The organism is Aeromonas sp. MTB, from assembly GCF_056632455.1.
Genome location: NZ_CP147026.1, coordinates 3,855,001 through 3,879,686 on the forward strand (window position 1 = coordinate 3,855,001; position 24,686 = coordinate 3,879,686).

Below are 24,686 nucleotides of genomic sequence, written 5' to 3' on the forward strand. Positions count from 1 at the left end.
CATGATCACTTCGTTTGGCGGAATGAAACCGAGCTCAGGATGCCGCCAGCGCAGCAGAGCCTCGACAGCTTCGCAGCGGCCACTTTCGAGATTGACAATGGGTTGGTAATAGAGTTCCAACGCATTGTGTTCCAGCGCCATGATCATGTCCGACGCCAGATGCTTGCGCCGCGCCGTCTCGTTGAGCAGGGAGTTATCGTAAATCACATAGGGGACATGGGTCTTGCGACTATGGAACAGGGCCTGCTCCGCACGACTCAGCAACTCCTGAGTCTTGTCGCTGTCCATCGGATAGAAGGCAATCCCGATCCCGACTTCGAGCCGGAAGGGATAGTTGTCATAGACGATATCTTGCTTCAGCGCATGCAGCAATCGCGCTACCAGCTCCCTGACCTGACGCAGATCGCTGCTGCCACGCTGGATAATGGCAAATTGATCCCCCCCCAGACGTCCGCTCCACTCGCCCTCTTCACAGAGCACTCTGATCCGGGTGGCAAACTCACAAAGCAGATAATCACCGGTGTCATAGCCAAACTTACTGTTGATATCTCTGAAGTCGTTGATGTCGACCAGCACCAGTCCAAACGGCACTTCCTGTGTGGCGTACAGCTCCATCCGTTCCAGTAGGGCAACCCGATTGGACAACCCGGTCAGCGGATCCCGTCTGGCCGCTCTGAAATGACGACGCCCTTCATATATAAGCAGCATGCTGAGCAGCAACACTGACATGACCAGACCGGAGACCATCAGCAACAAGGCATTGCGCAATTGGCCAAAATGGCGATCGTTCTCGGAATAGACGTTAATGTTCTTCTGCATCACAGAAGCGAGGGAGTAGGAGAGCGGCTCTTGCAGCGGGGCAAGGCGCATCATGATCTGCTGATAGTCAGATGCCCCGCTTTGCAACTTGGTGATGTCGGGCTCTATTTGGCGAATATTGGTTTCAATCAGCTGCACCAGACGCAAGGTTTTCTGCTTGTCCTGCATGCTCTTGCGCAGCTGGCCGCTCAACAGGATGGGCGTTCTGCTCCAGAGAATGTCATAACGCAACATCAAGGTGTCATGATCAATCCCGCCATAGTGATAGACCTCTACCGCATTGAGGAAACGACCGAGCTCCAGCTGCAACTGCATCAGCGCCCAGGAGACATCATAGGTGTATTTCTCCATCGCTCTGGTCGCATTCTGGATTTGCATCAGGCAATAGAGGGTGCTCCCGGTAAACGACAGGATGGATACATATAGAATGACGAGCAGTGGCCACGCCCTGGTCTTTCCTTTCACCCCATGCTCCCGTGCTGTTTTTATCAGTGCTGAATGTCTATCAAATCCAGCTGCCAGATCATCATGTCGGTATATTCGGATCGCTTCAATTCCGGATATTGATCAAGAGGCAGCATAAACCAGACCGGCCCCTTGTCACGCACCCGCATGACAGCGCCGTTGTCTTCCCATGCAAGGATGGGCTCGTATTTGGCAACCTTGTCCCATTCAATGCGGACCTGGAAACTGTTCAGCGCCGTCAACGTAATGGTCTTGCCATCCGCACCGACTGCAGCCAACACATCTGCCAGTTTTGGGCCTCTGTAGGTGTGTGGCTTATCCACCCACGGGTTGCCGGTCACTATCTCATGTTGCGGCAGAGCCTGCAGTTTGGCCAGATCAAACAACACCTTGCCATCAACTTCGTCTGCCGACCTGATGTTACCACCGACTTTCAGGATCACCGGCCCCGTCAGCGCCTCAGCAGCCATCACCGGCATGATGACCAATGAACACAGTAGTGTCAGCCAACCAAACATTTTCATATCTCCCCCAGATTTGCTGTCTCAACAGACTCAGTTTAGCCAGATATAAAAAAACGGCTCGCCTTGAGCGAGCCGTTTGTCAAACAGAGCAAGGGGGATGATTACATCATGCCCATGCCACCCATGCCGCCCATGTCAGGCATTGCAGGGGTATCTTTCTTCGGCAGTTCGGTGACCATGCACTCGGTGGTGATCATCAGACCGGCGATGGAAGAGGCAAACTGCAGGGCGGAACGGGTTACCTTGGTCGGATCCAGGATGCCCATGGCCAGCATGTCGCCATACTGTTCGCTGTAAGCGTTGTAACCGAAGTTGCCTTCGCCGTTCTTCACTGCGTTGGCAATGACGGAGGCTTCCTCACCGGCGTTGATGACGATTTGACGCAGCGGGGCTTCCATGGCGCGCAGGGCAACCTTGATACCGACGTTCTGGTCTTCGTTGTCACCGCGCAGACCCGCCAGTTTGGCAGCAACGCGAACCAGCGCAACACCACCACCGGCAACCACGCCTTCTTCAACCGCGGCGCGGGTAGCGTGCAGGGCATCTTCAACGCGTGCTTTCTTCTCTTTCATCTCGACTTCGGTGGCTGCGCCAACCTTGATAACGGCAACACCGCCAGCCAGCTTGGCTACGCGCTCTTGCAGCTTCTCACGATCGTAGTCGGAAGAGGTCTCTTCGATCTGCTGACGGATCTGGGCAACACGGCCTTCGATCACACCGGCATCACCCACGCCATCGATGATGGTGGTGTTCTCTTTGGTGATGACGATACGCTTGGCACGACCCAGATCTTCCAGAGTCGCTTTTTCCAGCTCCATGCCCACTTCTTCGGAGATGACAGTACCGCCAGTCAGTACGGCGATATCCTGCAGCATGGCCTTGCGACGGTCACCGAAGCCAGGCGCCTTGACGGCAGCCACTTTCACGATACCGCGCATGGTGTTAACCACCAGAGTCGCCAGGGCTTCGCCTTCTACGTCTTCAGCAACAATCAGCAGCGGCTTGCCAGCTTTGGCAACGCCTTCCAGCACCGGCAGCATTTCGCGGATGTTGGAGACTTTCTTGTCAACCAGCAGGATAAACGGGTCGTCCAGTTCAACAGAACCGGTCTCTTGCTTGTTGATGAAGTAGGGGGACAGGTAGCCGCGGTCGAACTGCATACCTTCAACAACTGCCAGCTCATCTTCCAGACCCTGACCATCTTCAACGGTGATGACGCCATCGCGACCCACTTTGTCCATGGCCTCAGCAATCAGCTTGCCCACTTTCTCGTCGGAGTTGGCAGAGATGGTGCCCACCTGAGCGATGGCATTGCTGTCGGCGCACGGCTGGGACAGTGCTTGCAGTTCAGCAACAGCAGCCACAACGGCCTTGTCGATACCGCGCTTCAGATCCATCGGGTTCATACCGGCGGCCACGGCTTTCAGACCTTCGTTGACGATAGCCTGAGCCAGAACGGTTGCAGTAGTGGTACCGTCACCGGCGGCATCGTTCGCCTTGGAAGCCACTTCCTTGACCATCTGGGCGCCCATGTTCTGGAACTTGTCTTCCAGCTCGATTTCGCGCGCAACAGACACACCATCTTTAGTGATGGTCGGGGCGCCGAAGGACTTGTCCAGCACCACGTTGCGGCCTTTCGGGCCCAGAGTCACCTTGACGGCATCAGCCAGGATGTTTACGCCTTCCAGCATCTTGATGCGGGCTTCGTTACCAAACTTAACGTCTTTAGCTGCCATTTTCTTCAATCCTTAAATCAATTCGGGGAAAAGGAGGATGGATTACTCTTCGACAATCGCCAGGATGTCGGTTTCGGAGAGGATCAGGACGTCCTGACCATCCAGCTTCTCGGTCTTAACACCGTAGCCTTCGTTGAAGATAACCTTGTCACCAACCTTCACGGCCAGCGCTTTGACTTCGCCATTATCCAGGATGCGACCAGTCCCCACGGCAAGCACTTCACCACGGGTGGACTTCTGGGCCGCAGTACCAGTCAAGACGATACCGCCGGCAGATTTGGCTTCAGCTTCGATGCGCTTGATGATGACGCGGTCGTGCAGTGGACGAATTTTCATCGATAACTCTCCCAAAATGAGTCTCATTGTTGCTTTGAGGAATGGCCGTTCCAGGCCAAATTAGATATGTCCCTGATGTGGGGCAGAGTTGCTAACCCTTCAAGGGCAAATACAAAAAAAATTTTTTCACGTACTATAAACATCTTCGATGGTTCAGCCATGTCCGCACTCTGGAGCAAGGTCGGTTCAAGCCGCCCGGTTTCCATGCCAGAACCTTCAAAGCCAGCTGTAGAGACGAGCCCTTGACCCGCACCAACCCCATGCTGACAGCCCCTATTCCGGTCGTACTGCGCCAGATGACGGGCCCCATGATCTTCGGCATCATCGCCATTCTGGCCTTCAATCTGGTCGATACCTTTTTTATCGGTATGCTGGGAACCGAAGCTCTGGCCGCCATCAGTTTTACCTTTCCCGTCACTTTTGTGGTTACCTCGCTGGCGATGGGATTGGGCGCCGGATTGTCAGCGGTGATCGGTCATACCCTGGGGCAGGGCAAACACGATGAGGCGGCCCATCTCGCCACCGACAGCCTGTTTCTGGCGGTGATCATGGTGGCCCTGCTCTCCGCGGGGGGCGCTCTCACCATCAAACCCCTGTTTACTCTGCTGGGGGCCAGTGCCGAGCTTATCTCCCTCATCCATGACTACATGCTGATCTGGTATCTCACAGTCCCCATGCTGGTGCTGCCCATGGTGGGCAATGCCGCCATCCGGGCGACCGGCGATACCAAAACCCCCAGTCTGGTGATGGCCGTAGCCGGGTTGGTCAACGGAGTACTGGATCCTCTGTTGATCTTCGGCATCGGCCCCTTTCCCGAGTGGGGGATCCGCGGGGCCGCCATCGCGACTTCTCTCTCCTGGTTGATGGCGATGCTGGTCAGCCTCTATATCCTGCGTCATCGGGAGGGCTTGCTGCTGTGGCGCCTCTCGCCGCGGGCTCGGTTGCTGACCCACTGGCGGGCCTTGCTCCATGTCGCCGTCCCCGCCTCTTTTACCAATATGCTCAACCCCTTGGCCAATGCGGTGCTGATGACGATCTTTGCAGGACTGGGTACCGAGGTGGTAGCCGCTTACGGCGCCGCATCGCGGGTTGAGGCGCTGCTGCTGATCGTGATGATGGCCCTCGCCTCCGTACTGGCCCCTTTCATCTCGCAAAACTGCGGCGCTGGCAATCCGGCCCGGGCCAAAGCTGCACTGCAGAGCTGCATGAGGTTTGCGTTGCTGTTCCAACTCGCCATCTATGGCCTGACCTGGCTACTGGCGCCACTCATCGCCAACCTGTTCAGCGATCATCCGCAGGTCATTCGCCTCATCATTCTCTATCTGCATCTGGTGCCGATCGGTTATGGCTTTCAGGGCATGGTGATGCTGCTGGCCTCGGCGCTAAATGGCGTGCGAGCATCCAGTATTTCGTTCTTGTTCAACGGATTGCGACTGTTTGGTTTTCTGTTGCCAGGAGCCTGGCTGGGGGCAAAGCTAGGGGGAGAACAGGGGATATATCTGGGAATACTGCTGGCCAATCTGGCGGCGGGCACCCTCGCATGGTGGTATGCCCGACACCGCTTCGAGGCCTTGTGCCATCAGGGCAAACCCTGATTCAGTCACTCGCCTCGGGTTTTCGTCTCGTCGATTACTCTTTACGCTCAAATTCGCCTTCGATAGTGGTGCCGCCCTGCTTGGCGTTCCCCAGATGATCATCGGACGGTGCGTTGCCAAACGGCGATTGAGTACGCTGGAAACCGCCCATCTGCATCCGGAACTGGCTGCTGCCGATCAGCTTGTCAGCCAGTTTGTTACGCAGCCAGGGTTGCAGCAACAGCACACCGAAAATGTCGGTCACGAAACCCGGGATAATCAGCAGCAAACCGGCCAATGCCAGCATCATGCCCCCCATCACCTCGCGACCCGGCATCTCGCCCATCTGCATCTTTTGCTGGGCGCTGAACAGGGTCTTGATCCCTTCACTGCGCACCAGCGAGGAGCCCAGTACCGCGGTCAGGATGAGCAAGCCGACAGTCGGCAGCGCCCCGATTACCGAGCCGACCTCGATCATCACGGTGAGTTCCAGTACAACCAGACCCACCAACAACAAAAACAACTTGCCCATATCCACTCCAGCACCAGTAAATTGAGAAAAAGTGGCGCCCATCCAACGATGGTCAGAGGCGATTTTGCCGCCCCATCATCACCACTTTCTGCCCTGAATAAATGGGGGCTGCCCCCCTCTTTTCAAGTTGGTCAACTGACTCCTACGTCATCAGCAATCTAAAAAATCAGCAAAAATTCACAAAAACTTATAAAAATCATCATGATAAAAACTTCATAACATATGTGTACTTTCCTCAAAGTAATTTGAAAATGTCGCAAATTTAGTGATCCACCTCTAATAACCGATACCTCAATTGGAGTAGTATATTGATTAGTTTTTCGGGAGGTCATTCTCCCAACCGCCCCACTCGATGTGTGGTGCTTCAGGATGAGCTGTGCGCAAGGAACTCGCGACCACTCGGTGAGGATTTTTCCATTTATCTGATTTCTGAGGCATTACAATGAGCGACATCAAGAACGTCCGCATTGAAGAAGACCTGCTGGGCACCAAAGAAGTTTCCAATGATCTCTACTACGGTGTGCACACCCTGCGCGCTGTCGAGAACTTCAAGATCAGCTCTCAGAAGATTTCTGACGTTCCGGAATTCGTCCGCGGTATGGTGCTGACCAAGAAGGCCGCTGCGCTGGCAAACGGTGAATTGGGTACCATCCGTCCTGAAATTGCTGACAAGATCGTAGAAGCCTGCGACCTGATGCTGAACACCGGCAAATGCTTCGACCAGTTCCCGGTCGACGTTTACCAGGGTGGTGCCGGCACCTCCGTCAACATGAACACCAACGAAGTACTGGCCAACATCGCCCTAGAAATCATGGGTCTGGAGAAAGGCCGTTACGACGTCATCAACCCGAACGACCACGTCAACAAGTGCCAATCCACCAACGATGCCTACCCGACCGGTTTCCGCGTTGCTGTGGTCAACAGCACTGACGTGACTCTGCACGCGCTGGAGCACCTGATCGCGGCATTCGATGCCAAAGCGAAAGAGTTCAAAAACATCCTGAAGATGGGCCGTACCCAGCTGCAAGATGCGGTTCCGATGACCCTGGGTCAGGAGTTCCACGCATTCGCCGTGACCCTGCGTGAAGAGATCAAGTCCATCAAGCGCTGCCAGGAGCTGCTGCTGGAAGTGAACCTGGGCGCGACCGCCATCGGTACCGGTCTGAACACTCCACCCGAGTACTCTGCACTGGCTATCAAGCGTCTGGCCGAGATCACCGGTCGTGCCTATGTGCCGGCAGAAGACCTGATCGAAGCGACCTCCGACTGTGGCGCCTACGTCATGCTGCACGGCGCCATCAAGCGTCTGGCCATGAAGCTGTCCAAGATCTGTAATGACCTGCGTCTGCTCTCCTCCGGCCCGCGCACTGCACTGAAAGAGATCAACCTGCCGGAAATGCAGGCGGGTTCCTCCATCATGCCGGCCAAGGTCAACCCGGTTATCCCGGAAGTGGTCAACCAATCCTGCTTCAAGGTATTCGGTAACGACATCACCATCACCTTCGCCGCCGAAGCCGGTCAGCTGCAGCTGAACGTCATGGAGCCGGTGATTGGTCAGGCGATGTTCGAATCCCTGAGCCTGATGGAAAAAGCCTGTATTTCCCTGCGCGAGAAGTGCGTGGAAGGTATCACCGCCAACCCGGAAATCTGCATGAATCACGTGCTGAACTCCATCGGTATCGTGACCTACCTGAACCCCTTCATCGGCCACCACGAAGGGGATATCGTCGGCAAGATCTGTGCCCAGACCGGCAAGAACGTCCGTGAAGTCGTTCTTGAGCGCGGTCTGCTGAGCGCCGAGCAGCTGGACGAAATTCTCTCCATCGAGAACCTGATGAACCCGCAATACAAAGCCAAGCGTTTCACCCGCGAAGCTGCCGTATAAGCGAGTGTGGGCCGGGATCTTCCCGGCCCATAAAGTCAGTTCCCGATTGGTCTTTATCCCCAGCCCGATCGGGAATTGGCTTTTTGCCAAATAAAAACCAAAAACTAAAAAATGGAGTTATCGCTATGATTGGAATCGAGTTACTTGTCGTGCTCGCCGCTATCTATCTGGGGGCCCGGATAGGCAGCATCGGCATCGGCTTTGCCGGTGGTCTGGGGGTACTGGTATTGACGTGGGGTCTGGGCATGCCCATCCCGAGCGATCAACTGGTCAGCTACATCCCTTGGGATGTGATCATGATCATTGCGTCCGTCATCTGTGCCATAGCCTGTATGCAACTGGCTGGCGGGATGGACTATCTGGTCTTCCTGGCAGAAAAAGCGCTGCGCAAGAACCCCAAATACATCACCTTCGCTGCCCCGGTGGTCACCTACCTGATGACCATGCTGGCCGGTACCGGTCATACCGCCTTCTCCACCCTGCCGGTGATCGCTGAAGTGGCCAAAGAGCAAGGGATCCGCCCATCCCGTCCGCTCTCCATCGCGGTTGTCGCCTCCCAGATCGCCATCACAGCGTCCCCGATCTCTGCTGCTGTGGTTGCCTTCTCCGGCATGCTCGAGCCGTTTGGTGTTGACTACCTGACCCTGCTGGCCATCTGCATCCCCTCTACCTTCTTGGCCTGTATCCTGGGCGCCTTCATTGCCAACATGATGGGCAAACCGCTGGATCAGGACGAAGTCTATCTGGAGCGTAAAGCCAAGGGTCTGATCAAACTGCGTGGTACTACCAAGCTCGAGATCAAGCCGTACGCCAAACTGTCGGTCTGGATCTTCATCGCCGCCATCGTTGCTGTCATGGCTTATGCCACTGCCATCTCCGGTAAAGTGGGCCTGATCACCAACCCGCCGATCCCCCGTGACGGTGCCATCATGGGCATCATGCTGGCAGCAGCCACCATCATGACTCTGGTGTGCAAACTGGACGCCACCCAGGTCACCAACATGCCGACCTTCAAGTCCGGTATGTCCGCCTGTATCTGCGTACTGGGTGTCGCCTGGCTGGGTAACGTCTTCGTGAAAGGCAACATGGACACCATCCAGCTGATCGCTGGCGACCTGCTGAACCAGTACTCCTGGCTGCTTGCCGTGGTGCTGTTCTTCGCCGCCATGCTGCTCTATTCACAAGGTGCCACCACCAAAGCACTGATGCCTGCCGCACTGGCACTGGGTGTCAGCCCGCTGACTGCGATTGCCTCTTTCGCAGCCGTAAGCGCCCTGTTTGTACTGCCGACCTACCCGACCCTGCTGGCCGCGGTAGAGATGGACGACACCGGCTCCACCCGTATCGGTAAGGCGGTCTTCAACCACCCCTTCTTCGTACCGGGCACCGCCACCATCGCCATCGCCGTGGCGCTGGGCTTCTTCTTCGGCGGCATCCTGCTGTAATCCTATCGTCTGCCGATTACCAAACAAAAATCCCCGCCAGTTGGCGGGGATTTTTTATCTCTTTACTCTGTACTTGGCTTGGCTGTCTGGCAGCGAGAGACCTGACGTATTATCCGGATGGCTCAACCACGGCGACAGCAGACACCACAACAGCGTGCCAGCGGCGGTATAACCACCGCTGCCTGATTGCAGGAGCTGTAGGCCACCATGGTACTCACAACCACGCCAGAAGGCGGGATCCGTCGGATCAGACCGGATCCAGGGTATCCAGCGGCCAGCGCGGCACGGCTTTGACCGCCAGCGGTTCGAACACGCCCGCTTTCAGGCGCTGCATACCGGCATAGGCAATCATGGCGCCGTTATCGGTGCAATATTCAGTGCGTGGATAGAACACCTCGCCCTTGAGGCTCTCCATCAGCTCGGCCAGCTGGGCACGCAGATGACGGTTGGCACTGACGCCACCGGCAACCACCAGACGCTTAAGACCGGTCTCTTTCAAGGCACGACGGCACTTGATGGCCAGGGTATCGACCACCGCATCTTCAAACGCCCGAGCGATATCGGCACGGGTCTGCTCATCATCACCATTGGCGGCGATGGTGTTGGCGGTGAAGGTCTTGAGGCCGGAGAAGCTCATGTCGAGCCCGGGACGGTCAGTCATGGGACGGGGGAAGTGGAAGCGCCCAGTGGTGCCCTTCTCGGCCAGACGGGAGAGCAGCGGACCACCCGGATAGTCCAGCCCCATCAGCTTGGCGGTCTTGTCGAACGCTTCGCCAGCGGCATCATCAATGGATTCCCCCAACAGCTGATAACTGCCGATGCCATCAACCCGTACCAGCATGGAGTGACCACCGGAGACCAGCAGCGCCACGAAGGGGAACTCGGGAGCTTTCTCCTCCAGCATGGGAGCCAGCAGGTGCCCTTCCATATGGTGGACAGCGATAGCAGGCTTGTTCCATGCCATCGCCAGCGAACGACCAATAGTGGCGCCTACCAGAATGGCGCCAACCAGACCCGGACCCGCGGTATACGCGATGCCGTCGATGTCATCTTTGCCCAGTCCCGCCTCTTGCAATGCGGCCTGGATCAACGGGATCGTCTTGCGAACATGATCCCGGCTGGCGAGCTCGGGGACAACGCCACCGTAGTCCGCATGCAGCTTGACCTGGCTGTATAACTGATGGGAAAGGATCCCTTTTTGATCGTCGAAGATCGCGATCCCGGTTTCGTCACAGGATGTCTCTATGCCCAATACACGCATTGCTAAAAAATTTCACTGCTAAAATGAGACGGCTATGGTAACCTTCGCGGGTTTTTTAAACCAGAGCGATCTCTGCGGGTTTACTTTCATTCCCTGTCCAGAGTATAATTTCGCACCATTTTAAGACATGCTGATCGATTGAAGGTCAGCTAACAATTTATCACTGAGGTGAAAGGCACATGCCAGTAATCAAAGTCCGTGAAAATGAGCCGTTTGACGTTGCTCTGCGTCGTTTCAAGCGTTCTTGCGAAAAAGCCGGTATCCTGTCCGAAGTTCGTAGCCGTGAGTTCTACGAGAAGCCGACTACCATTCGTAAGCGCGCCAAAGCGTCTGCTGTCAAGCGTCACGCCAAGAAGCTGTCTCGCGAAAACGCACGTCGTATCCGCCTGTACTAATCGGGAGATATTGCCGTGTCTCTGAAGGATCAACTCAAGGATCAGCAAAAGCTCGCCATGCTTGCCAAAGATAAGGCACGTCTGGGAGCGATCCGCTTGTTGATGGCAGAAATCAAGCAACGTGAAGTCGATACCCGTATCGAGCTGAATGATGAGGATATCCTCGCTGTCGTGACCAAAATGGTCAAACAGCGCCGCGATTCCATCAGCCAATTTGAAGCTGCCGGTCGCCAGGATCTCGCCGACAAAGAGTCCGCCGAGATCGTTGTGTTGCAGGAATTCCTGCCACAACAGCTGACCGCAGATGAAATTGCTGCCCTGATCGAGCAAGCCATCATTGAAAGTGGTGCTGCCGTCATGGCTGATATGGGCAAGGTCATGGCTGTCTTGAAGCCGAAAATTCAGGGGCGTGCCGATGTCGGCGCCGTCAGTGCTCAGGTGAAAACCCGCTTGGCGTAACAGGCAACTCTCTTGTTTGGTCGAAGAAGCCGTGCTTCCCTTGGAATGCGCGGCTTTTTTATTTTCTCCGCAATGAAACAGGACGGTTATGGCAGGCAGGATCCCCCAATCCTTTATCGACGATCTGCTCGTACGCACAGACATAGTCGAGCTGATCGACTCGCGAGTGCGGCTGAAAAAAGCCGGTAAGAACTACCAGGCTTGCTGCCCTTTTCATAACGAAAAAAGCCCCTCTTTTACCGTCAGCCAGGAGAAGCAGTTCTACCACTGTTTCGGTTGTGGTGCCCACGGCAACGCCATCGGCTTTGTCATGGAGTACGACGGTCTCGAATTTCCCGATGCCATCGAAGAGCTCGCCAGCATGCAGGGCATGCAGGTGCCTCGCGAGCAGAGCATCGGCGGCTCGGCCAATAGCCAGCCCGCAGTCAGCAAGGATCTGTTCGAGCTGATGAACCAGATCGCCCGCTTCTACGAGAGCAATCTCAAGAGCGCTCCCCATGCGGTGGAGTACCTCAAAGGCCGCGGCCTGACCGGTGAAGTGGTCAAACGATTCAACATTGGCTATGCACCCAGCGATTGGGATCAGGTGCGCCGCCGCTTTGGTACCAGCCGGGATCACGAGCAGTTGCTTATCTCAGGCGGTATGCTGATCACCCGTGACAATGGCCCGGGGAGTTATGATCGTTTCCGCGATCGCATCATGTTCCCGATCCGTGACAAGCGTGGCCGGGTCATCGGTTTCGGTGGCCGGGTGCTGGGTGATGGCACCCCCAAATACCTGAACTCGCCTGAGACCCCCATCTTCCATAAAGGGCGGGAGCTGTTCGGTCTCTACGAGGTGAAGCAGGCACACAAGGAGCCACGCCGGATCCTGGTGGTGGAAGGCTACATGGATGTGGTGGCACTCGGTCAGTTCGACATCGACTATGCGGTGGCGGCGCTGGGTACTGCAACGACCAGCGACCATATCCACACCCTGTTTCGCACCACCGCCGAGGTAGTCTGCTGCTACGACGGTGACAACGCCGGTCGTGAAGCCGCCTGGCGCGCGCTGGATAATGCCCTCCCTCATCTGCAGGATGGCCGCGAGCTGAAGTTCGTGTTCCTGCCCGATGGCGAGGATCCCGACTCTCTGGTACGCCAGATCGGCAAGGAGGGTTTTGAAGCCCTGCTCGATGAAGCCCAACCGTTCGCCGACTTCATGTTCGAGCGTCTCGGGCGGGATGCAGCCCTCTCCGGTGAGGCAGGTAAGTTTGAAGTGGCCAACAAGGCCGCCGAACTTATTCGCCGCGTACCAGAAGGGTTTACCCGCGAAGGGCTGATCACTCGTCTCTCCAGCATGATGCGCTGGGGCGAGAACAAGCAGCGCATCGCCGAGCTCTTTGCCCGCAACAGTCAGCCCAAGGCCGAGGTCAACAAACCCAAGGCAGCCAAGCTGACGCCACTGCGGCGTGCGCTGGCACTGATGGTGCAATATCCGGCAGTAACGGCTGAGCTTCCCCCCATGCCGGAATTGGCCGGACTACGCGTACAGGGCATCAAGTTCCTGCTGCAACTGCACCAGCAAATCCTGGCACAGCCTGGTATCACAACCGGTATCCTGCTGGAACACTGGCGTGGTACCAAGGAGGGAGAGATCCTTGCTCAGCTGGCCATGCACGACCTGTTCGAGGAAATCAAACTCGATCAGGAGCCGGATATTCTGGGAGAATTGCAGGACACCTTCGTCGGCTTCATCAACCAGTTTCTGAAACAGCGGATCGAAGAATTGCAGGCCAAAGTGGCTCAGGAAGGACTAAGCTCCGAAGAAACCCAAGAGCTGATGATGCTGATAAGAGAGGTGCAAATTGAGAAAAGAAATGAGAGTGGGGCTTGATATTTAAGTGATTAGTCCCAATATGGATAGCGTTGCCCGAATCGACGGGATGAAAAGCAAAATTTTTATAACCGCCTGGCCCCGACAATACTGCGGGCAGGGGTTTCTCATGACCGACGCCGCAACCAGACATAGCATGTCTGGCGGTTTTCTATTAGAATTGGCTATTTGCGCAGCAGCGCACTGTACGCGCAACCTAGCAACACCAACCGGATGAGTTCTATGGAGCAAACCCCGCAGTCTCAGCTTAAACTCCTCGTTGCCAAAGGTAAAGAACAGGGCTACCTGACCTATGCCGAGGTGAACGATCACCTCCCGCAAGACATTGTCGATTCAGACCAGATCGAAGACATCATTCAGATGATCAACGATATGGGCATTCAAGTGGTTGAAAACGCTCCGGATGCCGATGACCTTATCATGGCTGAAGGTGGTACCGCCGATGAGGACGCTGCCGAAGCAGCGGCCCAGGCTCTGGCATCTGTTGAATCTGAGATTGGTCGCACGACCGATCCCGTCCGCATGTACATGCGGGAAATGGGTACCGTCGAACTGCTGACCCGTGAAGGCGAAATCGACATCGCCAAGCGGATCGAAGACGGTATCAACCAGGTACAAAGCTCCGTAGCCGAGTACCCTGAAGCAATTACTTACCTGCTCGAACAGTACGACAAGTACGAAGCCGAGCAGCTGCGTCTCTCTGACATTATCTCTGGCTTTATTGACCCGAACGAAACCGAAGACATGGCGCCTACCGCCACGCATATCGGTTCCGAACTCGGCGAAGACGATCTGGCCGACGAAGATGAAGAAGACGAAGAAGACGAAGACGAAGATGGCGACAGCTCTGACGACGACGGTGACGGTGGTCCGGATCCGGAAGTCGCTCGCGAGAAGTTCGGTGAACTGCGTGCCCAGTATGAAGTGACCCGCCTCTCCATTCAGAAGAATGGTCGCGCGCACGAAGATACCCAGGCCGCCATCGCCCAGCTGGCCGATGTATTCCGTCAATTCCGCCTGATGCCCAAGCAGTTCGATCGCCTGGTCAACAACATGCGTGAAATGATGGAGCGCGTCCGCGTGCAGGAACGCATCATCATGAAGCTCTGCGTTGAGCAGGCCAAGATGCCGAAGAAAACCTTCGTCGCGGCCTTCACCAACAACGAGTGTGAAACTGCCTGGTTCGAATACCAGAAGCAGGCTGGCAAAGCCTGGTCTCCTCGTCTGGTTGAAATGGACGAGGATATCCAGCGCGCCATCGGCAAGCTGCAGCAGATTGAAGAAGAGACCGGTCTGTCGATTGCCCAGATCAAGGATATCAACCGTCGCATGAGCATCGGTGAGGCCAAAGCCCGCCGTGCGAAGAAAGAGATGGTTGAGGCCAACTTGCGTCTGGTTATCTCTATCGCCAAGAAGTACACCAACCGCGGTCTGCAGTTCCTGGATCTGATCCAGGAGGGCAACATCGGTCTGATGAAGGCGGTAGACAAGTTTGAATACCGTCGTGGCTACAAGTTCTCGACCTATGCTACCTGGTGGATCCGTCAGGCCATTACCCGCTCCATCGCGGATCAGGCCCGTACCATCCGTATCCCGGTACACATGATCGAGACCATCAACAAGCTCAACCGTATCTCCCGTCAGATGCTGCAGGAGATGGGGCGCGAACCGAACCCGGAAGAGCTGGCCATGCGCATGGGCATGCCGGAAGACAAGATCCGCAAGGTACTGAAGATCGCCAAAGAGCCTATCTCCATGGAGACGCCCATCGGTGATGATGAAGATTCCCACTTGGGCGACTTCATCGAAGATACCACCCTGGCTCTGCCAGCGGATGCGGCGACCAGCGAAAGCCTGCGCAACGCCACCCGCGAAGTGCTTGCTGGCCTGACCGCCCGCGAAGCCAAGGTACTGCGGATGCGTTTCGGTATCGACATGAACACTGACCACACCCTCGAGGAAGTGGGCAAGCAGTTCGACGTTACCCGTGAGCGTATTCGTCAGATCGAAGCCAAGGCACTGCGCAAACTGCGCCACCCGAGCCGCTCGGAAGTGCTGCGCAGCTTCCTGGACGAATAGTCCTGACCCTGTGTCAAATTGCTCTGCCAAAGCCCCGCCATGCGGGGCTTTGTTTTGTCTGGCATTTACCCTTGCGACCCTCTTTGCGCCCTCAATCAAGCTGGACAATTAGTCGCCAAGTGGTTGATATGCCTATAGACTGCCCTTTCCTCTTCCCCTATAATCCACGCCGCTAAACGCACAATTTGGCCCCTTAGCTCAGTTGGTCAGAGCAGTCGACTCATAATCGATTGGTCGTGGGTTCAAGTCCCCCAGGGGCCACCAAATTGAAAAAGGCCGCTCATGATGAGCGGCCTTTTTGCATCTGCGGATCGGGCAATGTCCAGTGATAAGCTCGATGAGGTCATAGAAAAGACCCGCCATGGGCGGGTCTGGGCAGGGTCCGGATCAGGCGCCTCACTCAGAGACAAGGAGCCTAATGCTGAGCCTCAGGTTTCCTCGTTGCTGCCGCTCTGGATGGATGAGCGACGCCCGATGGCAGGCAGCATCCGGGTAACCAGATTGCTGCGCTGGCGCCAGGAGGTGAAGACGATGGCCAGCAGATGCAGACCAATCAGTCCCTGCAGCGCCACCACGCACCACTCATGCCACTCGTCAGCCCCCAGTTCAAATCCCGTCTCGGTATTTTGAAACCAGCCGCTGCCAGCAGTGGCCAGCACAACCAGCCAGAGCGCCCACACGGCCAGCTTGCCGCTACCGTGATGACCCGGAGCCGGAGGCTGCCGCTCACGCATCTCGCGCGCTTGCTGGCGAAAATCCTCACCGCTGGGGATGAGGGCACCAAGGCGAGCGTAGCCACGGGCGAAAGTGAGCCCCCAGAGCAGACGCAAGGAGATCAGCCCAATGGCGCCGTAACCCAGCCACTCGTGCCACTCCTCCCCCGCTTCGTTAACCCAGAGGTTGCCGATGCAGACCGCCGCCAAGCCCCAGTGGGTCAGGCGAACCAGCGGATCCCAGCGAAAGGGCTCACCCTTTTTGCTTAGCATATTTGTGGTACTCCTTCTTCAGGTCGTTGACCTTGGCCAGATGTTCGCGCGCCTTGGCCTCATCACCCGCCTTGAGTGCGGCCAGGCTGGCGTCCAGCTCGGTCTGTACCTCGTTCATTCCTTCAAGGAATTTCTCTTTCTTGGCGGCCGGCATGTTCTTCTGCTTGGCCACATCCAGCTGGGCCTTCATCTCGTTGATGTGCTTCTCCATGGTGGCTGCATCATCAGCCTTGACGGCCTGCTTGTAGTTGAAGCCAATCTTCTTCATCGGCTGTTCCAGATCACCCGCCACGGCAGGCAGGGTCATCAGGCCAAACATCAGGGGCAGCAGCAGGGGGCGGACGGTTTTCAACATGGGATTTCCTTATATAACGACATGCTCGAATTGTTAGGGGTACTTATGAATCCAAACAAGAATTCATCACCAGCATGATGCCATGACTCATGGTGAAACGTTTGTGAAAAATGCTGTTTTTTGTGGCAAATAGTGACAGATATGCCGCGCTTGTTTGCGCTTGGTAACTGATTGAACGCGGGTGACACGCAGCATGAGGATGGTTGAAAGCGGTAAACAGGGACAAAAAACCCCGCCGTAGCGGGGTCTGAATCAGCTGGCCATTTGCGTGCGTCAGTTACTCCTGTTCGCGAGCAATGGCGCGCCAGCCGATATCCTTGCGGTAGAAGACGCCATCCCACTTGATGCGGCCAGCGAGCTGATAGGCACGCTGCTGGGCTTCTGCCACAGTGTGGCCCAGCGCCGTGGCGCACAACACGCGGCCGCCAGCGGTCAGGCTGGTATCGCCCTCCAGACGGGTACCAGCATGGAACACCTTCTCACCCGCCACTTCATCCACCGGCAAGCCGCTGATGGGGTGATTGGTGCTGTAATCACCGGGATAGCCTCCCGCCGCCAACACCACGCCGATAGCGGCGCGGGGATCATAGATGGCCTCTTTCTGATCCAGCTTGCCAGCGCAAGCCGCCAGGCAGAGCTCCACCAGATCGGATTGCATCCGCAGCATGATGGGCTGGGTCTCGGGATCACCAAAGCGGCAGTTGAACTCGATCACCTTGGGATTGCCTGCACCGTCGATCATCAGACCGGCGTAGAGGAAACCGGTGTAGACGTTGCCCTCGGCCGCCATGCCGCGCACGGTCGGCATGATCACCTGCTCCATCACGCGTCGATGTACCTCGGCAGTCACTACAGGCGCCGGGGAATAAGCCCCCATACCGCCGGTGTTGAGGCCGGTATCACCGTCGCCAACCCGCTTGTGATCCTGACTGGTGGCCATCGGCAGCACGTGCTCGCCATCGACCATGACGATGAAGCTCGCCTCTTCACCCTCCAGAAACTCCTCAATCACCACCCGGGAGCCCGCTTCGCCAAAGGCATTACCGGAGAGCATGTCACGCACCGCGTCTTCCGCTTCCTGCAAAGTCATGGCGACAATCACCCCCTTGCCCGCCGCCAGACCATCGGCCTTGATGACGATGGGGGCGCCCTTCTCGCGCAAGTAGGCGAGTGCAGGCTCCACTTCGGTGAAGTTCTGGTACTCGGCGGTCGGGATGACGTGACGGGCCAGGAAATCCTTGGTAAAAGCCTTGGAGCCCTCCAGCTGGGCAGCTGCAGCGGTCGGGCCAAAGATGGGCTGACCGGCGGCGCGGAAGGCATCCACCACCCCTTTCACCAGCGGCGCTTCCGGCCCGACGATGGTAAGGCCGACCTGCTTCTCTTTGGCAAAGGCCAGCAGCCCTTCGATATCGGTCGCGTCGATGGCGACGTTCTCGACACCCGGCTCAAGCTGGGTGCCCGCATTGCCCGGCGCCACAAAAACGTGGCGTACCAGCGGGGAGTGTTTGGCCTTCCAGGCTAGGGCGTGTTCGCGGCCACCGTTGCCAATGATCAGTACTTTCATCGTATCGCTCGCTTCTATTTGTGGTCACTGGACGGCCACTCGGGCCGTCAGCCAGTGGAAATAGTCAGTTGAAAAGAGACAACAAAAGGGCCGCCATCGGCAGCCCCTGACCCATCAATGACGGAAATGGCGCATGTTGGTGAACACCATGCACATGCCGTGCTCGTCGGCGGCATCGATCACCTCCTGATCGCGCATCGAGCCACCCGGCTGGATCACGCAGGAGATACCGGCCTGCGCGGCAGCATCAATACCGTCGCGGAACGGGAAGAAGGCATCGGAGGCCATCACGGAGCCCGCCACGGTCAGTCCTTCATCCGCCGCCTTGATACCGGCGATTTTGGCCGAATAAACACGGCTCATCTGGCCTGCGCCGACGCCGATGGTCTGGCCATCTTTGGCGTAGACGATGGCGTTGGATTTGACGAACTTGGTCACTTTCCAGCAGAACAGCAGATCCTGCAGCTCGGCCTCGGTCGGCTGACGCTTGCTGACCACGGTCAGGTCGCCCAGCGTCACCATGCCGAGATCCCGCTCCTGCACCAGCAGGCCGCCGTTGACGCGTTTGAGGTCAAACCCTTGCGCCGGAGCAGTCCACTGCCCGCATTCGAGCAGACGCACGTTATGCTTGGCGGCGACCGCATCGCGGGCCTCCTGGCTGACGGTCGGGGCGATGATCACTTCGACAAACTGGCGGGCCACGATGGCTGCCGCAGTGGCACCATCCAGCTCACGGTTGAAGGCGATGATGCCGCCGAAGGCAGAGGTGGGGTCGGTCTGGTAAGCGCGATCGTAGGCACTCAGCAGGTCGTTACCGATGGCCACACCGCAGGGGTTAGCATGCTTGACGATGACGCAGGCTGGCTCGTCGAACTCCTTAACACACTCCAGCGCCGCATCGGTATCGGCGATGTTGTTGTAGGAGAGCGCCTTGCCCTGCAGCTGGATAGCGCTGGAGACAGAACCCGGAGCGGCATGCTCTTCGGCGTAGAAGGCGGCAGCCTGATGGCTGTTTTCGCCGTAACGCATGTCCTGCTTCTTGATGAACTGGCTGTTGAAGGTGCGCGGGAAGCGGGACTCCTCGTCACCCTCCTTGTTTGCACCGTAGGAAGGAACCATGGTGCCGAAGTAGTTGGCGATCATGCCGTCGTAGGCAGCGGTGTGCTCGAAGGCTGCGATGGCCAGATCGAAACGGGTCGCCAGTTTCAGGCTGTTGCCGTTGGCATCCATCTCGCGAATAACCCGATCATAGTCGGCAGCTTTGACGACGATAGCGACATCTTTATGGTTTTTGGCGGCAGAACGCACCATGGTCGGGCCGCCGATGTCGATGTTCTCGACCGCATCAGCCAGAGTGCAGCCCGCTTTGGCCACGGTGGCAGCAAAGGGGTAGAGGTTGACGACAACCATATCGATGGGGGAGATAGCGTGCTGGGCCATGATGGCGTCATCCTGATCCCGACGGCCGAGGATGCCGCCATGAACCTTGGGATGCAGGGTCTTGACCCGGCCATCCATCATTTCAGGGAAACCCGTGTAGTCGGAGACCTCGGTCACCGGCAGACCCGCCTCGCCAAGCAGCTTGGCGGTACCGCCCGTGGAGAGCAGGGCAACACCACGCTCGTTGAGTGCCTTGGCAAATTCCAGAATGCCAGTTTTGTCAGACACACTCAGCAGTGCACGGCGAATGGGTCGAGCTTGTTCCATCACACTATCGTCCTCAACATAACGGGGACCGTTCCATGGGAGGCGAGGCTCAACACAGAGAGTCCCCAAATAAATGGAAGTGGGGGATTTCGCAAACCACTCTCGCCCCGACATCCGGCAAAAGCGTTTTAGGAAATGCCCGCTTGGTGCGGCGCTCTGTTATGGGCGCGTATTCTACACAAAAAATGTGACCTGTGGTGGATTTTTTGAAACAGCAAAGCCTTATTTGGCGCGGCGTTAAACGTTTTCCACTTGATTTTCTCGAAACGTTTTCACTTTCAGTGTTTTATGGGAAAAAGGGTCGCCAGGAGATGTTTATCTGCCCCTTTTATGCCCTTGGCTGGCAATCCATGGGCAAAGGGGTGATAGTGGATTCCGGTTTTTGTGGCGGCATACATTCAAGGGGAGAGAGAGCATGTATCGGATCGGTGAACTGGCCAAGGCGTGCGGGGTCAAGGCAGATACCCTGCGTTTTTACGAGAAGAACGGGCTTATCTCACCGGGGATCCGCAACGAATCCGGCTACCGCCTCTACAGTGAACAGGACAAGCGGCGGCTGGAGTTCATCATTCGCGCCAAGTCGGTGGGATTCTCGCTGGCCGATATCGGCGAGCTGCTCGACCTCGATACCAACAAGGCCAAAGTCACCTGTCAGGAGGTGAAAGCAGTGGCCGACACCAAGCTGGCCCAGGTGGAGCAGAAGATCATCGAACTGACCCGCTTTCGCGACAACCTGAGAGAGCTCTCCAATATCTGCTGCGGCGGCCCCCGCTCGGCGGAGCACTGCGCCATCCTCGAGACGCTGGAATCTGGTGCCCCGGCCCATCACGAGCATCACAACCACGACCAGCATGACCCGGTTCACGGCTGACATGGTATGCCTGACTGAGCGTGCCTGGCTCAGTGTGACTGACTCGGCGCCGCCGACGCATTGCTCGGGCGGCGATTTGGTGACAAAATCGCCGCGTTTTTAACCGGTGCCAGTGCATCCGGTTACCGGGCGCTCAGCTGAACAGGCGCCCGCAGCGAAAACCACCATCCAGACACAAGAATCAACACACCAAGAGAAAAGAAGAGGAGCCATCATGGCCAAGATCCGGGTCGACCAACCCGTCCTCCCCCGTGAGGAAGATGCGCAAGGGGGCCGCTATGCCCATCAGCGCGGCGAGATAAAGGATAACCATCTGCACGCCCTGCTCTCCGATCCCCTGTTTCGCAGCCGGGTCGAGCGCAACAAGAAGGGCAAGGGGAGTTACCAGCGCAAGGCCAAATTCGGCAAGCGGTGGGAGCCCGGCCAACAGCAGATGATCCGCGTCTGCTGCTGAGCGGGTTTCTACCGACCAAAACAATCAGGGCGCCATTGGCGCCCTGATTGTTTTGACAGAAGAAGCGATATGGCAACGCCAACTCACCACCTCAAAGTTGCGCCTCAACAGGCCGCTCACTCATCCATAAACAGTTCGAGCAGCACGTTGAGATAGCGATGGCCGAGAGAAGTGAGCTGCCAGCTCTCTCCCAGATCCTCGATCAGCTCCTTGCTTTGGGCGATGGCGAGCACCGTCTCGACCCGCTCCAACGGCAAGCCGGTATAGGCCTCGAACTCCGCCTTGGGGGCCGGTTCAAACAGGCGGAAGCGGTTCATAAAGTATTCGAGCGGCAGATCGTCTGCCGTCACCTGCCACTGCTCGTCCAGATAGGGGCGACTCTTATCCAGATACCCTTTCGGATGCTTCACCTTGGCAGTGCGCAGGATCTGTTGGTTCGCGAGATCAGTCACCTTGCCGTGAGCACCACAGCCGATCCCCAGATAGTCACCAAAGCGCCAGTAGTTGAGGTTGTGATGGCACTGGTAGCCCTCTTTGGCGTAAGCCGAGATCTCGTACTGGCGATAACCGCTGGCTGTGAGCATGGCGTGGCCCTGCTCGTAGATGTCCCACAGGGTGTCATCTTCCGGCAGTTTGGGCGGTTTGGAGGCAAATGCTGTGTTCGGCTCTATGGTGAGCTGATACCAGGAGAGGTGCGGCGGGGCGCAGTCGATCGCCTGCTGCAGGTCATAAAGGGCATCATCCAGACTCTGATCCGGCAGACCGTGCATCAGATCCAGATTGAAGGTAGGCAACTTGATGGTGTGGGCCAGTGCGGCGGCCTTGCGCGCCTCTTCCGGGCCGTGAATGCGGCCGAGGCGGGTCAGCTTCTCCTGCTGGAAGCTCTGCACCCCGATGGAGATACGGTTGATGCCGGCGCGCTGGAAACCGGCGAACTTGTCCGCCTCCACCGTGCCCGGATTCGCTTCCATGGTGATCTCGCAATCCGCGGTGAGCGGAATGCGGGCCCGCACCCCGTCCAGCAAGGTTTGCATCGCCTCCACCGTCAACAGGCTGGGAGTGCCACCGCCGATAAAGATCGAGGAGAGCGGCCGTCCCTGCGCCCACTTCAGATCCTGATCCAGATCCTCCAGCAGGGCGGCGACATATTCGAGGTGAGGCAACTCCCCCTTCTGGGCATGGGAGTTGAAGTCACAGTAAGGGCACTTCTGGACGCACCAGGGCACATGAATATAGAGAGAGAGCGGCGGCAGTTGCAGCATGGGGCTTCCAATAAAACGGGGGCTCAAGGCCCCCATTGTAGATGACTATGTGTGATTGACCGTGTGTAACCAACAAGGTGGCGAAGTGACTCAGTGCGCCGCAGCCAGCGCCGCTTTGAGCTTGGCCAGCGCCTGACCGCGATGGCTCAGCTGGTTTTTCAGCTCGGCTGGCATCTGGGCGGCGGTGCAGTCGTGATCCGGCACGAAGAAGACGGGGTCATAGCCAAAGCCATGTTGACCGCGCGGCTCGTCGATGATCATCCCTTCCCAGCTCGCCTGACAGATGATGGGAGTGGGATCGTCGGCGTGGCGCATATAGACCAGCACACACCAGAAGCGGGCGCTCTTCAGATACTCGGGGGCACCTTGCAGCTCACCGAGCAGCTTCTCGATGTTGGCCTTGTCGCCAGCACCCACACCGGCAAAACGGGCGGAGTAGACGCCGGGGCGCCCTTGCAGCAGGTCGACTTCCAGACCGGAGTCATCGGCCACGGCGGGCAGACCGGTAATGCGGGCGGCGTGGCGGGCCTTGATGATGGCATTCTCGACGAAGGTGGTGCCGGTCTCATCGGCATCGGAGACCGCAAACTCGCTCTGTGGGATCACCTGGATCTTCATATCGGCCAGCATGGCGGCCAATTCCTTCACCTTTTTCTGGTTACCTGTTGCCAGGACAAGCTTGTTCATCGAGCACCTCCGCAAAAATAATCTGCGCATTCTATGCGGCGCAAGCGTTTAGTAAAAGCGCCAATTACACCCGCTGTGATGGGGTTACGGGGGATTTGCCGCCATCGAATAACCAGCTTTTTAATACATGTTTCCATAATGGAATAACCAAAGTGATTAAATACCATTTCTATTCATTACTGTGAGTCAGTAGACTCGCGCCCCAATTCATTAACCTGGCTGACTAAAGAGGTGACAGATGCCATTGATACTTTTACTCGTACTACTGGTGCTGTTCAGTCCGCTGGCTATCGACATCTACCTGCCCGCCATTCCGCAGATGGCCGAGCAACTGGGCGCCGAAGTAACTCTGATGCAGGGCACCATCACCTGGTTCCTGTTCAGCATGGGACTGGGGCAACTGCTTGTTGGCCCGCTGGCCGATCGCTACGGTCGCAAGCCCATCGCGCTGGGCGGCGTGCTGCTCTATGGCCTGAGCGCGCTGGGGGCCGGTTTTGCCGCCAGCCTCGGTGAATTGATGCTGGCCCGAGTGCTGCAGGGCTTCGGCGCCTGCGCCACTTCGGTCGCCGCCTTCTCGGTGGTGCGTGACAGCTACGGCCCGAAAAAGAGCGGCCAGATGATCTCCTATCTCAATGGCGCCATCTGTTTTATTCCTGCGCTGGCCCCCCTGCTCGGTGGCTGGCTCACCGCCAAAGCGGGCTGGTCTGCCAACTTCTGGTTTATGGCCGGTTATGCGCTCATCGTCGGCAGCTGGCTGATGTGGCGGATGCCGGAGACCCGCCCGGAGGAGACCCGCAGCGAAGGGGCCCTCATCAGCTGGTCTCGCTACAGCCCGGTGCTGCGCTCCCCCAGCTTCCTGTTCAATGCGGCGCTGTGCATGCTGGCGATGGCGGTGATCCTCGCTTATGTCACCGCCGCACCGGTGCAGCTGATGGTGAAACTGGGGCTGGATATGAGCGGCTTTAGCTACTGGTTTACCGCCAACGCCGCGCTCAACATTCTGGCCTGCTTCATGGCGCCGCGCTTTATCGCCAAGGTGGGGCCAAGACGCACCCTGCGCATCGGCCTGCTGGTGTTGATGCTCTCGGCTATCATCCTGACTTTGGCCATGCATATCGAGCATCCGCTGGCGATGATGGGGCCGGTATTCCTCTCCAGCATCGGCTTTGCCATGATTCTGGGCTCGGCCGCCGGGATGGCGCTGGCACCGTTCGGCCACTGCGCCGGTACCGCAGCGGCCCTGCTCGGCCTGTTCCAGATGAGCGGCTCCGGCGCGTTGGTTGGCCTGACCGGTGCCCTGATGCACGACCCGCTCAGCCAGCTGGCACTGCATATGTGGCTGCTGCTGCCGCCTCTGGTGATGCTGATGACCCGACGCGGTCGCCGCTTGTGTTTGCAATAAATCCTGTGCTCT

22 protein-coding genes and 1 tRNA gene (1 of these 23 running past the window's edge) are annotated in these 24,686 nt (G+C 57.4%); 11 read left to right on the plus strand and 12 right to left on the minus strand.

Annotation, left to right across the window (positions count from 1 at the left end):
• The 4 genes from WBR25_RS17565 to WBR25_RS17580 all read right to left on the minus strand — a co-directional run.
• Positions 1–1,284, minus strand: partial view of a putative bifunctional diguanylate cyclase/phosphodiesterase gene (locus WBR25_RS17565; RefSeq protein WP_064337296.1) — the 5' portion only. 648 nt of this gene lie to the left of the window's left edge; only the first 1,284 of its 1,932 coding nucleotides appear in the window; the start codon lies at positions 1,282–1,284; the stop codon falls past the left edge of the window.
• A gap of 23 nt (positions 1,285–1,307) precedes the next feature.
• Positions 1,308–1,808, minus strand: coding sequence for a putative pterin-binding protein (locus WBR25_RS17570; protein WP_019444953.1), 501 nt, complete (start codon positions 1,806–1,808; stop codon positions 1,308–1,310).
• A gap of 101 nt (positions 1,809–1,909) precedes the next feature.
• On the minus strand, positions 1,910–3,544 hold the full coding sequence (gene groL / locus WBR25_RS17575) for a chaperonin GroEL (RefSeq protein WP_005340575.1): 1,635 nt from the start codon (positions 3,542–3,544) through the stop codon (positions 1,910–1,912).
• 42 nt (positions 3,545–3,586) lie between these two features.
• The gene (locus WBR25_RS17580; RefSeq protein WP_005340573.1) at positions 3,587–3,880 is read right to left on the minus strand and encodes a co-chaperone GroES; all 294 of its coding nucleotides are present in this window, start codon (positions 3,878–3,880) and stop codon (positions 3,587–3,589) included.
• A gap of 260 nt (positions 3,881–4,140) precedes the next feature.
• Between WBR25_RS17580 and WBR25_RS17585 the strand changes: the two genes are divergently transcribed.
• The gene (locus WBR25_RS17585; protein WP_235655430.1) at positions 4,141–5,475 is read left to right on the plus strand and encodes an MATE family efflux transporter; all 1,335 of its coding nucleotides are present in this window, start codon (positions 4,141–4,143) and stop codon (positions 5,473–5,475) included.
• 34 nt (positions 5,476–5,509) lie between these two features.
• On the opposite strand, the gene WBR25_RS17590 is transcribed toward WBR25_RS17585, so the two are convergent.
• Entirely contained in the window at positions 5,510–5,986 is a 477-nt protein-coding gene (locus WBR25_RS17590) for an FxsA family protein (protein ID WP_005340570.1), read from the minus strand.
• A gap of 442 nt (positions 5,987–6,428) precedes the next feature.
• Between WBR25_RS17590 and aspA the strand changes: the two genes are divergently transcribed.
• Both aspA and WBR25_RS17600 read left to right on the plus strand, forming a co-directional pair.
• Positions 6,429–7,871, plus strand: coding sequence for an aspartate ammonia-lyase (gene aspA, locus WBR25_RS17595; RefSeq protein ID WP_005340569.1), 1,443 nt, complete (start codon positions 6,429–6,431; stop codon positions 7,869–7,871).
• A 125-nt stretch (positions 7,872–7,996) separates the two neighbouring features.
• On the plus strand, positions 7,997–9,316 hold the full coding sequence (locus WBR25_RS17600; protein ID WP_042052808.1) for an anaerobic C4-dicarboxylate transporter: 1,320 nt from the start codon (positions 7,997–7,999) through the stop codon (positions 9,314–9,316).
• 247 nt (positions 9,317–9,563) lie between these two features.
• Here WBR25_RS17600 and tsaD read toward each other — a convergent pair whose 3' ends face one another.
• Positions 9,564–10,577, minus strand: coding sequence for a tRNA (adenosine(37)-N6)-threonylcarbamoyltransferase complex transferase subunit TsaD (tsaD, locus tag WBR25_RS17605; protein ID WP_005349085.1), 1,014 nt, complete (start codon positions 10,575–10,577; stop codon positions 9,564–9,566).
• 179 nt (positions 10,578–10,756) lie between these two features.
• On the opposite strand from tsaD, the gene rpsU reads away from it, so the two are divergent.
• From rpsU to WBR25_RS17630, 5 genes are all read left to right on the plus strand, one after another.
• Complete coding sequence (gene rpsU, locus WBR25_RS17610) at positions 10,757–10,972, plus strand: 30S ribosomal protein S21 (protein ID WP_005309452.1); 216 nt, start codon at positions 10,757–10,759, stop codon at positions 10,970–10,972.
• 15 nt (positions 10,973–10,987) lie between these two features.
• Positions 10,988–11,431, plus strand: coding sequence for a GatB/YqeY domain-containing protein (locus WBR25_RS17615; protein ID WP_479748766.1), 444 nt, complete (start codon positions 10,988–10,990; stop codon positions 11,429–11,431).
• A gap of 88 nt (positions 11,432–11,519) precedes the next feature.
• The gene (dnaG, locus tag WBR25_RS17620) at positions 11,520–13,307 is read left to right on the plus strand and encodes a DNA primase (RefSeq protein ID WP_479748768.1); all 1,788 of its coding nucleotides are present in this window, start codon (positions 11,520–11,522) and stop codon (positions 13,305–13,307) included.
• Between the two features lie 183 nt (positions 13,308–13,490).
• Positions 13,491–15,386, plus strand: a complete 1,896-nt coding sequence (gene rpoD, locus WBR25_RS17625; protein ID WP_263718854.1) for an RNA polymerase sigma factor RpoD — start codon at positions 13,491–13,493, stop codon at positions 15,384–15,386.
• A gap of 187 nt (positions 15,387–15,573) precedes the next feature.
• Positions 15,574–15,650: transfer RNA gene (locus WBR25_RS17630), tRNA-Ile, on the plus strand.
• Positions 15,651–15,814: 164 nt separating this feature from the next.
• On the opposite strand, the gene WBR25_RS17635 is transcribed toward WBR25_RS17630, so the two are convergent.
• The 4 genes from WBR25_RS17635 to purH form a co-directional block, all read right to left on the minus strand.
• On the minus strand, positions 15,815–16,372 hold the full coding sequence (locus tag WBR25_RS17635) for a cytochrome b/b6 domain-containing protein (protein WP_479748769.1): 558 nt from the start codon (positions 16,370–16,372) through the stop codon (positions 15,815–15,817).
• Positions 16,353–16,727 carry a cytochrome b562 gene (locus WBR25_RS17640; RefSeq protein ID WP_005349056.1) on the minus strand — a complete coding sequence of 125 codons (375 nt, stop codon included), beginning with the start codon at positions 16,725–16,727 and terminating at the stop codon, positions 16,353–16,355. The genes WBR25_RS17635 and WBR25_RS17640 overlap by 20 nt, the downstream gene beginning before the upstream one ends.
• Before the next feature lie 277 nt (positions 16,728–17,004).
• The gene (gene purD, locus WBR25_RS17645) at positions 17,005–18,291 is read right to left on the minus strand and encodes a phosphoribosylamine--glycine ligase (RefSeq protein WP_479748771.1); all 1,287 of its coding nucleotides are present in this window, start codon (positions 18,289–18,291) and stop codon (positions 17,005–17,007) included.
• A 114-nt stretch (positions 18,292–18,405) separates the two neighbouring features.
• Positions 18,406–19,998: a bifunctional phosphoribosylaminoimidazolecarboxamide formyltransferase/IMP cyclohydrolase gene (gene purH, locus WBR25_RS17650; RefSeq protein WP_479748773.1), complete on the minus strand. Its 1,593-nt coding sequence runs from the start codon at positions 19,996–19,998 to the stop codon at positions 18,406–18,408.
• A gap of 415 nt (positions 19,999–20,413) precedes the next feature.
• Between purH and zntR the strand changes: the two genes are divergently transcribed.
• Complete coding sequence (gene zntR, locus WBR25_RS17655) at positions 20,414–20,869, plus strand: Zn(2+)-responsive transcriptional regulator (RefSeq protein WP_043825867.1); 456 nt, start codon at positions 20,414–20,416, stop codon at positions 20,867–20,869.
• 214 nt (positions 20,870–21,083) lie between these two features.
• Entirely contained in the window at positions 21,084–21,323 is a 240-nt protein-coding gene (locus WBR25_RS17660; protein ID WP_150390271.1) for an alternative ribosome-rescue factor A, read from the plus strand.
• 116 nt (positions 21,324–21,439) lie between these two features.
• On the opposite strand, the gene hemW is transcribed toward WBR25_RS17660, so the two are convergent.
• On the minus strand, positions 21,440–22,585 hold the full coding sequence (gene hemW / locus WBR25_RS17665; protein ID WP_323926141.1) for a radical SAM family heme chaperone HemW: 1,146 nt from the start codon (positions 22,583–22,585) through the stop codon (positions 21,440–21,442).
• Positions 22,586–22,675: 90 nt separating this feature from the next.
• Positions 22,676–23,272, minus strand: coding sequence for an RdgB/HAM1 family non-canonical purine NTP pyrophosphatase (gene rdgB, locus WBR25_RS17670; protein WP_005340539.1), 597 nt, complete (start codon positions 23,270–23,272; stop codon positions 22,676–22,678).
• Positions 23,273–23,510: 238 nt separating this feature from the next.
• Between rdgB and WBR25_RS17675 the strand changes: the two genes are divergently transcribed.
• Positions 23,511–24,674: a multidrug effflux MFS transporter gene (locus tag WBR25_RS17675; protein ID WP_162506388.1), complete on the plus strand. Its 1,164-nt coding sequence runs from the start codon at positions 23,511–23,513 to the stop codon at positions 24,672–24,674.
• Positions 24,675–24,686 lie beyond the last annotated feature (12 nt).